General features: G+C 59.0%; 8 protein-coding genes. 3 read left to right on the top strand and 5 right to left on the bottom strand.

Annotated elements, in window-relative coordinates; genetic code table 11:
• Window positions 1–51: 51 nt before the first annotated feature.
• From LAP85_18320 to gdhA, 4 genes are all read right to left on the bottom strand, one after another.
• On the bottom strand, window positions 52–900 hold the full coding sequence (locus LAP85_18320) for an NAD(P)H-dependent oxidoreductase subunit E (protein MBZ5498360.1): 849 nt from the start codon (window positions 898–900) through the stop codon (window positions 52–54).
• Between the two features lie 830 nt (window positions 901–1730).
• Entirely contained in the window at window positions 1731–3080 is a 1350-nt protein-coding gene (locus tag LAP85_18315; GenBank protein ID MBZ5498359.1) for a sigma-54 dependent transcriptional regulator, read from the bottom strand.
• Between the two features lies 1 nt (window position 3081).
• On the bottom strand, window positions 3082–5214 hold the full coding sequence (locus tag LAP85_18310) for a hypothetical protein (GenBank protein MBZ5498358.1): 2133 nt from the start codon (window positions 5212–5214) through the stop codon (window positions 3082–3084).
• Between the two features lie 212 nt (window positions 5215–5426).
• On the bottom strand, window positions 5427–6773 hold the full coding sequence (gene gdhA, locus LAP85_18305; protein ID MBZ5498357.1) for an NADP-specific glutamate dehydrogenase: 1347 nt from the start codon (window positions 6771–6773) through the stop codon (window positions 5427–5429).
• A gap of 334 nt (window positions 6774–7107) precedes the next feature.
• On the opposite strand from gdhA, the gene LAP85_18300 reads away from it, so the two are divergent.
• Window positions 7108–10083: a histidine kinase gene (locus LAP85_18300; GenBank protein ID MBZ5498356.1), complete on the top strand. Its 2976-nt coding sequence runs from the start codon at window positions 7108–7110 to the stop codon at window positions 10081–10083.
• Between the two features lie 55 nt (window positions 10084–10138).
• Here the strand turns inward: LAP85_18300 and LAP85_18295 are convergent, their stop codons facing one another.
• Window positions 10139–10426 (bottom strand): hypothetical protein, encoded by a 288-nt coding sequence (locus LAP85_18295; GenBank protein MBZ5498355.1) that lies wholly within the window; start codon window positions 10424–10426, stop codon window positions 10139–10141.
• 261 nt (window positions 10427–10687) lie between these two features.
• Between LAP85_18295 and LAP85_18290 the strand changes: the two genes are divergently transcribed.
• Both LAP85_18290 and LAP85_18285 read left to right on the top strand, forming a co-directional pair.
• Complete coding sequence (locus tag LAP85_18290; protein MBZ5498354.1) at window positions 10688–11224, top strand: TerB family tellurite resistance protein; 537 nt, start codon at window positions 10688–10690, stop codon at window positions 11222–11224.
• 12 nt (window positions 11225–11236) lie between these two features.
• Window positions 11237–13192 carry an AMP-binding protein gene (locus LAP85_18285; GenBank protein MBZ5498353.1) on the top strand — a complete coding sequence of 652 codons (1956 nt, stop codon included), beginning with the start codon at window positions 11237–11239 and terminating at the stop codon, window positions 13190–13192.
• The last annotated feature ends 61 nt before the right edge of the window (window positions 13193–13253 follow it).

Here is a 13253-nt window from a genome sequence, read left to right as displayed (position 1 = left end):
GCCTGAAGGTAGATCATTGGTCCCCATCTGAAGGCCGGTTTGAGCGCGGGATCATAGATTCATCCCGTCAAAATCAAGCCTGTGGGCCCGGCAACCTCGACGCGAGCAGATCTGCAGAATCCCGCCGCCGCGCACAATCATGGGAACCATTGGAGCACTGCACTCCGTGCACGGTGTCCCTCCGGAGAGTTCGGCGTGGCAGTGCGGGCAGAAGAAGTTCACCGTCATATCCATCGGGATTTCGTGTTCAGACTGGGTGCTGTAGCTTCCATACAAGGAGGACAGAAAAAGCCAGCCATGAGTATGTTCGTAAGCAGCTGTCACCCGAATGGCGGGGATGCCGTCCAATAGGTTGTTCGAGTCGGTGAGGCTGTGGTTGCAGCGTGCGCAGCTGACCTCGATGGGGAACACCCGCTGGTCCGTTTTGATGTCGACTTTATCGAGCCCCTCCCGGGTCTGGCCGACAATTTCTTTGACCCGGATGGGACTTACGTTGGAGAAATAATGACCGTCGACCACCACAATCGGCCCAAGTGCGCACGCCCCCAGGCAGTTCACGGTCTCCAGAGTAAACTCCCCATCCGAGGTGTTCTCGCCTGTCTTGATTCCCAATTCACGTCCGAATTCCTCGGCAATGACCGGCCCGCCGCGGACGTGACAGGCCGTCCCGAGACAAACGGAGCACAGATGCCGGCCGCGTGGTTTGAGGCTGAACCATCGATAGAAGGTAGCGACGCCATAGATGTCGACCAGAGATCGGCCCGTCTGCTCCGCTACGGCTTTCAGGGCTGGTTCGGGAAGATAACTGTACTTGGACTGGATATCTTCAAGGATCGCGATGAGCTCACCACGCTGCCCGCTGTGTTTCTCGATAATGGCCTGAATTTCCTGTGTTTTCATGACATCCGCCTTCCAGAAGCCGAATCCTCATAATGACCGGGCTTGCCTGAATCAACGGTAGTGCTCGCAGTGCCATACCCCGCTCTCGGGCCTGGAGAAAGTGCAGTCATTGCGGAGTTCGCAATCGGCACACAGTCCCCTGAACTCCCCTTCTTCCTTGGAGCGGTCCTGCCTCTTCGGCGAGCCGGATGCCGGAGCCCGAATCTGTGTCGAAGCCCGATAGGTCCCGCATTCCAAGATCGGTAGTTCTGATACCCTCGGCAGGGCGCAAATAGCGGCCTTCGAGCACGTCAAGCACAAGCACCTCAGCTCCCCACCCGGAGATTTCAACATCCCTGGATTCCGAGCCGCAAGCGGCATTAGAGTTATGATGTACAAAAAAACCGTTGCTGAATCTACATTTCTACTAGTCTCTTCTACGCAACACCTGTGCCACAATGGTTCGGAGGTTTCGGTCGCCCCAGTTGTAGTCACGAGAAACGTAAGCGATATTAGCTGTTTAGATCTGCCATCGACGCTGAGTGCGGGGCAGAGTATCACACTCAAGGGCGGTGGAATTATGGGAAAAAAGTGGGGATAATTGGACCAGAAGGAAGGAAATCCTCATCTGCGATCGAATATTTAGGATTCAGGTATGCCAATTAATGCCTGGGAAAGACTGCTGCGAGGAGGCATGAAGACGAACCGGGTGGTCTTCTGACCGGTGACTGCATTACCCGGGAAAATCCGGCCACTGCGGAGAGAATCCTCCCAAGTCAACGACCATTGGTTTGTGGTCTCTGCGATCTCTGCGCCCTTTGCGCAGAGATTCTTTGCGCAGATGGCAATGTTTATTGAGAATTTCTTGCGGACTCCTGCAGCCTCTTGCGCAGCGTCTTGCGGTCGATTCCCAGGATTTCGGCGGCGCGGCTCTTATTGCCACCGACTGAGGAAAGAACATTCTGTACGTACTCTGCTTCCACCTCCGCAAGGGTGCGCCTGAGCCCGACCTCACGCAGGGCGGAGAAGCGCATCAGCGGGGGGAGATCGGGAACATCGATGATGTCGCCATCGGTCATGACGACGAGACGTTGAATAATGTTCTCCAACTCGCGCACGTTTCCGGGCCACAGGTAGTTTTTCAGAACATTTAAAGCACGCTCCGAGATCTGCTGGACAGGCTTTCCGAATTCTTGCGAGAACTTTTTGACAAAATGTTGGGTAAGGATCAGAACGTCGTCACCCCGGGACCGCAGTGGGGGAAGGGCAATCGTGATGACGTTGATGCGATAGAAGAGGTCTTCGCGGAAGACCCCCTTGCCTACAAGCCCGGCCAGATCCTTATTGGTCGCGGCTAGAATCCGCACATCGACCGTCTTCGCACGCGTCGAGCCGACCATGCGCACCTCCCGGTCCTGGAGCACGCGCAACAGTTTCACCTGCATGGGGAGGGGCATTTCGCTGATTTCGTCGAGAAAGATCGTGCCCCCCTCGGCGGTTTGGAAAAAGCCGGCGCGCGTTTCGATGGCGCCGGTAAATGCACCCTTTAGATGTCCGAACAGTTCGCTCTCGAGAAGTTCCTGAGGGATACCTCCGCAATTTACAGCCACGAAGGGTGATGCGGCCCTGGAGCTGCGGTAATGGATGGCCCGCGCCACAAGCTCCTTGCCGGTACCGCTTTCGCCCGTGATCAGAATGGTCGCCGTAGTGCCGGCGGCCTTAAGAATGGAATCGGACACTTTGCGCATCGGCTCCGACTTTCCGATCAGCCCCGAGGAAGGAGCGGCCTGTTCTCCCGTGTCCCGCGCCAGGCGCCTGACGTGAAGCTTGTCCAGAGCCCGCCGCACGGTCAAAAGCAGCTCCTCCTGCGTAAAGGGCTTGGACAGATAGTCTTCGGCGCCGCTCTTGACCGCCGTGACCGCCCCCTCAATAGTGGGATAACCGGTGATCATCATGACCTCGGTGTCCTTGAGGTTTTCCCTGACGTGTCGTACCAAGTCCAGCCCGGAGGCTCCCGGCATCTTTAAATCCGTGATGACGAGATCGACGGCCAGGGAATCGAGGATCTGCACTGCCTCGGCCACGTTGGCCGCGGTGAAGACTTGATATCCTTGCGAACCCAGATTCCTCTGGAGTACCTCCCTGGTGTCGAGAGCATCGTCGACGACGAGGAGACGTTCTTTCGCAGGGGAGGCTGCCATATCAGTTGTTCTCCTTGGGATTTGAAGCAGCGCTCACGGGAAGGGTGACCAGGAACCGCGACCCCTGGCCGACCTGGCTCTCCACGTGAATCTTCCCGCTATGCGAGGTCACGATTCCATGGACCACCGACAGCCCGAGACCGGTACCCTGGCCGATGCCTTTGGTGGTGAAGAACGGGATAAAGAGCTGCTTCAGGACCTCGGCGCTCATGCCGATACCCGTATCTTCCACCTCCAGCTGAACATGATCGCCTTGAGCGCGCGTTGTGATGGTCAGAGTTCCTCCGCGTGGCATCGCCTGGATGGCGTTTACGACGAGGTTAACCAATACCTGATGCAGCTGCGAGGAATCCGCGATGATCTCCGGGAGGTCATCCTGCAACCGGCGCACCAGACTGATCCCCTCCCGGACGCAGCGCGATTCCAGGAAGAGAAGACCGTCGCGCACAAGGTTGTTGAGGTTGCAGGGTGCTGTGCGCGTCGGCATCTGCCGGGAAAAAATCATCAGCTTCTTGATGACTTCGCGGGCATGCAGGGCTGCGTTGACGATCTTGTCAAGATCCTGCTCGGCCTGAGCGGGCATGCCAGGGCAGTCCTTCGCAAGCTGCGCGAAGCCCAGCACGCTCCCGAGCGGCTCGTTTAACTCGTGCGCGGCGCCGGCGGCCAACTGGCCAATTGTTGCCAGGCGGTCCGCATGGCGAAGCTGCTCCTGGAGCCGGTTCTTTTCCTCCTCGTTCTCCCGGCGTTCCAGGATCAAACCCGTCTGTATGGCGACTTCATCAATAAGGCTGCGTTCCTCCTTCAGGAAAGGGCCCTCGTCCGCCTGGGGGCAAACGTCAGTATAAACGACCTGGACTCTTCCCCGGTACTGTTCGCCGATGAAGATCTCGCCGGCAAGGGCGGCGCCATCCTCCCTGAAGCCGGGCGTTGCATGAGACTCCTCATCTATGACAATTCGCGCCTGTGTGATCTCCGGATATTGGAACGCCGGGGGCAGAAGGGATGCGATCTCCCGCAGCAGCCGGGGGAGGGGGATCTCGGGACGCTGTGCCAGCGCGGCAATGGCGTAAAGGCAGGTCAGCTCTTTGACGCGTTCCCGAAGGGCCCATTGGGCTCCCTGGAACGCGAGCGTTACACCGAGCGTTTCCGCCACTCCATTAATCAGATTGCGCTCTTCTCTCAAAAAGGGTCCCTCGTCGGCCGGCGGCCTCTCCTCCAGATAAGCGACTTCTATGCTGCCGCGGCGCACGCCGCTGACGATAACGTCGGCGCTCTGTCTCCAGGGAAGGTCCCGGAATCCGGCCGTAGCAAACAAGCGGCCGTCGAAGGTGATGCGCGCACACGTAATGTCCGGATACTGCCACCCGGGGGGAAGGAGCTCGACAACTTCCCTGAGAAGATCGTCCACAGATCGGCCCGGATCTTGAGTCGCCTTAGCTACTCCGTAGAGACACGTGATTTCCTTGATCCGTTCGCGCAAGGCCCATTGTGCGGCTTGATGGGCCAACGCGACCCCGAGCGTTTCTGCGACCGCCTCGTGAAACTGGATGTCGCTCTTGGTGAAGAAGTCGAGGCGGCGGCTGCTCAGGTGCAGGACCCCTCGGGTGCGATCACCCACAGGGAAGGGAATCAGTGCCAGCGAGCGAAATTCGCCGCCAATCACGACGCTGTGGGAGTCGGCAGCCCTTCCTCCTTCTTTATGCCGCAGCAGGATGGGCCGGGACGAGTCGCCCGTCCAGAAGCTGCCGGCACGTGTCAGGAAAGGGGCGGCGGCGGTGAAGCGCCCATCCAGTACCGCTTCGAGCATGGCCTCCGGAATCGGGCCAGGCACGCTTGCCGATGCCGGGCCTCCTTCCTCGCCGGACCGGGGATAATGGCGGTCACGATGAATGCCGCCCTCCGGTCCAATCCAGTTGATGCAGCGGTAGTTCTTGCCGTTTTCAGCAATCCTGATTTCAACAATGTCGCAGCCTGAAAAATCGAGGAGGATCTCCGCAGCCAGGCAGAGGAAATCTGTGCGGGTGAGGCCCCGGTGGGTGAAAAACAGCAGCTTGTGAATCAACTCACCCAGGCGGTGAGGCAGCTTGGTTCCGCGGGTGTGATTTTCCACCCTGACGGGTTTGTCCTGGTTCATAGTCGACTCACGGGCAATCCCCTGCCGCGCGGGGATCAGAGCGGCGAACCCTTACCGGGCTCGAAACCCGCGCTCAAGAGGTGCTTTCCGGAATCGGGCTGGGCGGGTCGTGGCGTTTGAAGTCTCAGAATCTGCAGTCGCCGCGCCCGGGGAGGAGACCCCGAAGGTTCTCCTCCCGGTTACGGAAGTAGACTGAATAAGTCAGACTGCGTCTAGATCAAGCCCTGATCGATCATGGCGTTTGCCACTTTGACGAAGCCTGCGACGTTCGCTCCCAGAACGTAATTGCCGGGTTCGCCAAACTCTGCAGCCGTTTCCACGCATGCCTTGTGAATGCTCTTCATGATGCCGTGGAGACGGTTGTCCACCTCTTCTCGCGTCCAGGACAGACGCAGCGAATTCTGCGACATTTCCAGACCCGAGGTGGCGACGCCGCCGGCATTGGCGGCTTTGCCCGGTCCGTAGAGAACCTTGTGAGTCTGAAAGACCTCAATTCCTTCCGGCGTCGTAGGCATGTTGGCGCCTTCGGAGACGCAATAGCAGCCGTTATTGACGAGCATCACGGCGTCCTCCCCGCTGATCTCATTCTCATGAGCACATGGGAGCGCGACGTCGCACTTCACAAACCACGGCCTCTTCCCGTCGTAGTACTCGCATTTGAACTTCTCTGCGTATTCCTTGATGCGGCCGCGCTTGACATTCTTGAGATGCATGAAGAAGTCCCACTTCTCCCCCTTCACGCCCTGGGGATCCACGACCGTGCCGTTGGAGTCGGAGAGCGTGACCACTTTTCCACCCAGCTGATTCACCTTCTGCACCGCATACTGGGACACGTTCCCGGAGCCGGATACGGTCACGATCTTGCCGTCGAAGGACTGTTTCCGCGTCTTCAACATTTCTTCGGCGAAGTAAACCTGACCGAAGCCCGTGGCCTCAGGACGAATCAGCGAGCCGCCCCAATTGAGCCCCTTACCCGTGAGCACTCCCTCGAATGAGTGGGTCAGCTTCTTGAACTGGCCGAACATGTAGCCGATTTCGCGGCCGCCCACGCCGATGTCGCCCGCAGGCACGTCGATATTGGCGCCGATGTGGCGGTACAGCTCATTCATGAAACTCTGGCAGACTCGCATCACCTCGGAATCGGACTTTCCTTTGGGATCAAAGTCAATGCCGCCCTTGGCGCCACCCATGGGAAGCGTCGTGAGGCTGTTCTTCAGGATCTGCTCGAAGCCGAGAAACTTCAAAATTCCCAGGTTGACGCTCGGATGGAAGCGGAGACCACCCTTGTACGGTCCGATGGCGTTGTTGAACTCGACGCGGAAACCGCGGTTCACCTGGATCTCGCCTTTGTCATCCTGCCAGGGCACGCGAAAAATGAAAACGCGATCCGGTTCCACCATTCTCTCGAGGATCTTATATTCGACGTATTCCGGGTGTTTTACCAGGCAGGGACCAAGTGTGTCCACGACCTCACGGACGGCCTGGTGAAACTCCGGCTGGGCCGGGTGCTTTGCGACCAGATTGTCCATGAATTTCGCGGTGTATTCCTTGATATTCATAAATAGATTGCCTCCTTGAAGGTTTTGCTTGTTACCTAATCACGGTGGTGCAAATCTCCCCAGATATCGGGGAATTTTATACCGCTGAGGCATTCTTCTCCACAATGAAAAAATGAAATTATTATCAACAATTAATGTGAGGGATCCTCTGAACCGGCTTCCGGGATTGAGATGCCGGGTAAAACCACTCCGCCCTGAAAGCCGCGTTGCGGTATGGTTGCATGGGCAAGATGTTCCGCATCCCGGGCAGAATCATTGTTCCCGGCGTCGATCGGTATCGTGATAAATTATTCCTGCGACCGACACGTCAAGAAGGACAAAGACCGGAGGTTCGATGCGAGATCAGGCTCTTGAGGCCATCCTTGGGCCGCCGGAGCAGGTCGACGCACCCTTTGACTCTCTTATGCCCCGGAGGGTGAACAACCTGCTGCTGGTGACCAGCCTTTACGATTGCTACACCTTCATTGAAGATGGCAGGCTGTCGGAGATGCTTTTTTCCGAGTACCTCGAACTCAACCTTCGTTTCGCGCCGTCGATCGAAAGAGTTTCGACTGCGGAGGAAGCGCTGCAGCGGATTCGTTCGGAATCCTTCGATTTGGTCATTTCGATGCCGCGCGTGGGGGAGATGGACGTGCGCGACTTCGGGCGCGCGGTGCGCGAGATTGCGCCGGCGTTGCCGGTTGTTCTCCTTGCCTCCAGCGCGCGCGAGCTGTGCGCGCTTCGGCAGCTCGAGAGGTTGCCCGGCATCGACAAGGTCTTTGTGTGGCTCGGGGATGTCAGGCTCTTTCTGGCAATGATCAAGCACATCGAGGATCGTGCCAACGCCTGGCACGACGCGCGCACGGCCGGGGTCAAGTGCATTCTCCTCATCGAGGATTCCGTTCAGTTTTACTCCTCGTATCTGCCCCTGCTCTACACCGAGATCATGAAGCAGACGCAGACGCTGATGTCGGACGGCGTCAACCGCATGCAGAAAATGATGCGCATGCGCGCCCGTCCGAAGATCCTGCTCGCAACCACGTATGAAGAGGGTCTGGAGCTATATACGCGCTATCGGAACGATCTGCTGGGCGTCATTCTGGACGCGTTCTTTCCGAGGGGCGGGGCGGTGGACCGGTCCTCGGGGCCCGATTTCGCGCGCATGGTGAAAGCGCAAACTCCGGGCGTTCCCGTGGTGATCCAGTCAAAGTCCGAGAACATTTCCATCGCGGAGGCGCTCGGGATCGAATTCCTGGACAAGAATTCGCCCAGTCTTCTTCACGACCTGCGTCGTTTCATGCAGAACCAACTTGGGTTTGGGGATTTCGTATTCCGGCGCCCTGACGGCCGGCTGGTGTCGCGGGCCAGCGATCTGCGCAGTCTGGAATGGGCGATTCAGGCGATCCCCGAAGACTGCCTCATGTATCACGTGCGCCGCAACGACCTCGCCACATGGCTCATGGCCCGGACTGAGTTTTCTCTTGCCGACGTGGTCCGCACGATTTCCCGGAACGACAATTGGAGCCACGCAGAAGTGCGCACGCTGCTTCTCACTGCCCTGGCGGCGCATCGCCAGCGTTATCGCGCCGGCGTCGTGGCGGAGTTTTCCAGCGGCACCTTCGAGGGCGACAGCGGCTTTGTAAGGATCGGAACCGGATCGCTCGGCGGCAAGGGACGCGGCCTGGCCTTCACGAATTCCCTGATCAACCGTTACAAGTTCTCCGAGCATATCCCGGGCGTGCGGATCTTCGTACCTCCCACCGCCGTGCTGGGCACGGGAGTCTTCGACCAGTTCATGGAATCCTCCGGGCTGTCATCTTTCGCTCTTGGCGAAATGGACGACGATAAGATCACCAGGGCGTTCCTCGATGCTGATCTTCCCGGAGAGGTAGTAGAAAACCTTTGGACCTTTCTGGATTGGGTGCGCTACCCGCTCGCCGTCCGGTCTTCGAGCCTCCTGGAGGACGCATCATTTCAGCCGTTCGCGGGCATTTATCAGACTTACATGATTCCCAACAACCACGAAAACGCTGAAATACGCCTCGAAGAGCTGTGCAACGCCATCAAGATGGTGTACGCCTCCACCTATCATGCCGACGCCAAGGCTTACATCGAATCGACACCCAACCGCCTCGAAGAGGAGAAAATGGCGGTGGTGATCCAGCAGGTCGTGGGACGCCAGCACGGATCCTACTTCTACCCCGATATAGCCGGGGTGACGCGATCCCTGAACTTTTACCCCATGCCGGGGACGAAGCCCGAAGATGGTGTGGCTTCGGTGGTGCTGGGACTGGGCAAAGCGGTGGTGGAAGGGGGCCGCTGCGTTCGCTTCTCGCCTGCGCACCCCCGCAAGCCCATGCAGTTCCTCACTACGGAAGAATGCCTCGACAACGCCCAGCGAACCCTTTTTGCGCTGGATCTGTCGCAACCGGGGCCGAGGGCGGGCACGATGCTCGCCGAAGCCGGATTGGTCTCGCTGGACCTCGATGTGGCTGAACAGCATGGCACCCTTTCGCCGGTAGCCTCCGTCTATTCTCCTGATAACGATGCCATCTACGATGGGATTTCACGGCCAGGCATTCGGCTGGTCACCATGGCAGGTGTGCTCAAAGGGGGCGTTTTCCCGATTGCCGATGTGCTTTCCTTCCTGCTCAAAGTAGGAGCGGCCGGCTCATCCTGTCCAGTGGAAATGGAGTTTGCAATCAACCTGTCTCAAGATGCGAAACCCCATGAATTCGGTTTTTTGCAAATCAGACCTCTCGTGCTTGGTTCCGATGCCCAGGACATCCAACTCGAGCAGATCGATCCGCAGAACGCGATCTGCATCGCTCACCAGGCGTTGGGGAACGGATTCCTCGGAGGCGTGAGAGATCTGGTCTATGTTCGCAGGGACCGATTTGATCGTGGCAAGACGCCCCAGATTGCGCGCGAGGTCGGCGTCGTGAACTCGCGCCTGAGGGAAAGCAAGAGTCCTTATCTTCTGATCGGGCCCGGCCGGTGGGGGAGCGCGGATCCCTGGCTCGGGATTCCCGTGAAGTGGGCCCAGATTTCAGGAGTGCGTTGCATCATCGAGACCGATCTTGCGGACATGCACGTGGATCCCTCGCAGGGATCGCATTTCTTTCACAACATCATGTCCTTCGGCATCGGATATCTCACGGTCGACATGAGACGAGCGGACGTACTGGATCAGGCATTGCTGGATACGCAACCTGCAGTCACCGAAACGGAGCATCTGCGCCACCTGTCTTTCGAGGAACCTCTGGAGATCGCTCTGAACGGCCGCAGGAACTACGGCGTGGTGATGAAACCAGGCAGGAAGCTGCATTGACGCATGACGGGCGAAAAGACTTCCTCATCCGTCCATCGCCCATCGTTATTCTCTTCTAGCGGTAGTCGGCACAGCTGGACTTGCCGGGTTCGCCGGCGCAGGACCTGCGTGCGCCGCATGTCCCGCATAATCCGTCTTCGCCGGAATAGCATTCTTCTTCGGACCGAACCCACGATTTTGCCAGCGGTGAAAGGTAGCCGCCGCACGCGATCGGTCGGGTCATGGCGTACCCGTCGAATTCCTCGCAAGCGGTCACGGGCTGGTCTGCCTCTTTCGCATAGGTGCAGATCACAGTATTACCGCAAGTCGCACAAAGTCCGCGATAGATCCTGCTGACGAACATAATCAACTCCTGGCACAAAATACGGGCGCCATTATAGCTCAGTTCTCCGCAATCTCCGTGCGGGAAATGCTGGTGACAAGAAAGATCTACGCAGAGGCTGACGAGGGCATAGAGAGTCAGGGCATGAGGCTGAGTGTGCTCCGCGGCCTCTGCCTTGAGCTCCTGAGGCTCGCAAAATGATTCATGCGTGTGGACGCTGGTGTTGAGATTTTTTTGCCACAGTCCGATTCTGTGGCATCATCCGTAGGGAAAGGAAGAAATATGTCGATTCTCAAGTTTCTCAAGTTGGATTCCGCACAATCCTCGCAGTCTTCGGCTGAAACCGAGACGGTGCGCAAGATCGCAAGCGCACTCGACCAGCTCGAACCCGAGCGCGCCAAGTTCATCGCTGCCTTTGCCTACCTTTTGAGCCGGGTTGCCCGCGCGGATCTGATCATCACCCCGGAAGAGACCGCGGTCATGGAACGGGTAGTCATGGAGCATGCCGGTCTTCCCGAGGAGCAGGCGATTCTCGTAGTTCAAATGGCGAAGACACAAAATGTGCTGTTCGGCGCGACGGAGAACTACCTGGTTACCCGCGAATTCAACAGAATCGCGTCCCAAGAACAGAAGCTTGCGCTGCTGCAATGTCTCTTTGCCGTTTCGGCCGCCGATCAGAGCATTTCCACGGTCGAGGATACCGAGATAAGCCAGATTGCAGACGAGCTCAGAATTGAGCACAAAGACCTTATCGCGATCCGTTCCAGGTTTCGCGACTATCTGGCCGTTCTCAAGAAGCCGCCGGAATCCGCGATCTGAAAGGGGCGAGCCATGGCGGAGGCGTCGATCGGCGAGATCCTCTGGCGGCCGACCGGGGAGCAATTGGCCGCAGCGAACGTGCGTCGGTTTATGAAACGCCAGGGCATCGCGGACTACCGTGAACTCCAGCGCCGGTCGGTGGGTGACATCGAGTGGTTCTGGGACGCTGCCCTGAAGGATTTAGGTGTGGAATGGTACCAGCCCTATACGCGCGTTCTGGACGATTCTGCAGGATTCCCCTGGTGCCGCTGGTTCCTGTCGGGAAAGATCAATATCGTGCACAACTGCCTGGATCGGCACGTGCTGGCACGTCCCGGGGCGACGGCCGTGCTGTGGGAGGGGGACGGCGGGGAGACGCGACGCTTCACCTATTCGGAACTGGCTGGCGAGGTGGCGCGGGCAGCCGCGGCCCTGCGCGGGGTTGGTGTCGGGCGGGGGGACGTGGTCACGTTTTTCATGCCGATGGTGCCTGAGCTGATCATCGCCTTCTTTGCCGTGCTCAAGCTGGGCGCGGTCGGGGTTCCGGTCTTCTCTGCCTTCGGTCCCGATGCGCTGTCTTTCCGGCTCCAGGACGCCGGCGCCAAAGTCCTGTTCACGGCCGACGGCTCGTTCCGCCGCGGCCAAAGGATCCGGATCAAGGAAGTCGCCGATCGCGCCTTGCAATCGGCACCCTCTGTCCGGACGGTCGTCGTGCTGCGCAGGACCGGCGATGAGATCCCATGGACAAGCGGCCGCGATGTCTCGTGGGATGATTTCGTGCTCGGCTCCGGCGAGCCGATCGCCACTGTGCCTACTGATTCCGAGGACCGCTGCCTCGTGGTTTACACCTCAGGAACCACCGGCCGGCCGAAAGGGGCGGTTCACACGCACGGCGGCGCGCTGGCCCAGATTGCAAAAGAACTTGGCTACTATTTTGACGTGAAACCCGACGACCGCTTTTTTTGGCTCACGGACATGGGTTGGATGATGGGCCCATGGGCTGTCATCGGCACCATGTTTTTCGGGGCAACCTGCATGGTCTTCGAGGGCGCCCCCAATTGGCCGCGTCCCGACCGGCTTTGGGATCTTGTCGACCGGCATCAACTCACGCATCTGGGAATTTCGCCGACCGCAATCCGCCTCCTTTCGCGTGCCGGCGACGCATGGATAGAACGGCACGACCTGCAATGCTTGCGTATCCTGGGCTCGACAGGCGAGCCGTGGGATCCGGAATCTTATGCCTGGTTCTTTCAGAAGGCGGGTCGCGCGCGCTGCCCTGTCATCAACATATCCGGTGGCACGGAAATCATGGGATGCCTGCTTGCGTGCGCGCCGGTTGCTCCGCTGAAGCCGTGCTCATTTCACGGGCCTGGGCTCGCGATGGACGTGGACGTCGTCGATGACAATGCCCGTCCCGTGCGGGGAGCCCGCGGCTATCTGGTGCTGAAGCAGCCCGCGCCGTCGATGACGCGCGGGTTTCTCAACGATACGCAGCGCTACCTCGACACATATTTTTCGCGTTGGCCAGGCCTGTGGAATCACGGCGACTGGGCCCGCATCGACGAGGCTGGTTTCTGGTATATCGAGGGGCGCGCCGATGACACGATCAAGGTTGCCGGGCGGCGCACCGGACCCGCGGAAATCGAGGCCGCCCTGATGAGCCATCCTTCAGTATCGGAGGCAGCCGCCATCGGCGTGCCCGACGATCTGACGGGTGAAGCCATCGTCTGCTTCGTGGTCACCAGCCCCGGTGCGGCTGCAGGCGACGAGCTTGCCGCCCGGCTTGCGAACCAGGTTGGCGGTGCCTTAGGGCGGACACTCCGTCCCTCCAGGATCCACTTCGTGCCGTCGCTGCCGAAGACGCGCTCTGCCAAGATCGTGCGTGGCGCGATCAAGCGTCGCTACCTTGGCCTGCCGCTTGGCGACATCACATCCGTGGAAAACACGGAAGCCCTGGACAGCATCCCCGAAGCTCCCCGAGACCAATAAAAATCTCGACGCAGAGGGCGCGTCGGACGCAGAGAAATACTGAGGAATTCTCTGCGTCCGA

The organism is Terriglobia bacterium (assembly GCA_020072565.1).
Classification (GTDB): Bacteria; Acidobacteriota; UBA6911; order UBA6911; family UBA6911; genus JAFNAG01.
This window is presented reverse-complemented; position numbering and strand designations above follow the sequence as displayed.

Coding starts and splice junctions, on each gene's coding strand:
- LAP85_18320 (MBZ5498360.1), bottom strand. CDS start 900: ATGAAAACACAGGAAATTCAGGCCATTATCGAGAAACACAGCGGGCAG.
- LAP85_18315 (MBZ5498359.1), bottom strand. CDS start 3,080: ATGGCAGCCTCCCCTGCGAAAGAACGTCTCCTCGTCGTCGACGATGCT.
- LAP85_18310 (MBZ5498358.1), bottom strand. CDS start 5,214: ATGAACCAGGACAAACCCGTCAGGGTGGAAAATCACACCCGCGGAACC.
- gdhA (MBZ5498357.1), bottom strand. CDS start 6,773: ATGAATATCAAGGAATACACCGCGAAATTCATGGACAATCTGGTCGCA.
- LAP85_18300 (MBZ5498356.1), top strand. CDS start 7,108: ATGCGAGATCAGGCTCTTGAGGCCATCCTTGGGCCGCCGGAGCAGGTC.
- LAP85_18295 (MBZ5498355.1), bottom strand. CDS start 10,426: ATGTTCGTCAGCAGGATCTATCGCGGACTTTGTGCGACTTGCGGTAAT.
- LAP85_18290 (MBZ5498354.1), top strand. CDS start 10,688: ATGTCGATTCTCAAGTTTCTCAAGTTGGATTCCGCACAATCCTCGCAG.
- LAP85_18285 (MBZ5498353.1), top strand. CDS start 11,237: ATGGCGGAGGCGTCGATCGGCGAGATCCTCTGGCGGCCGACCGGGGAG.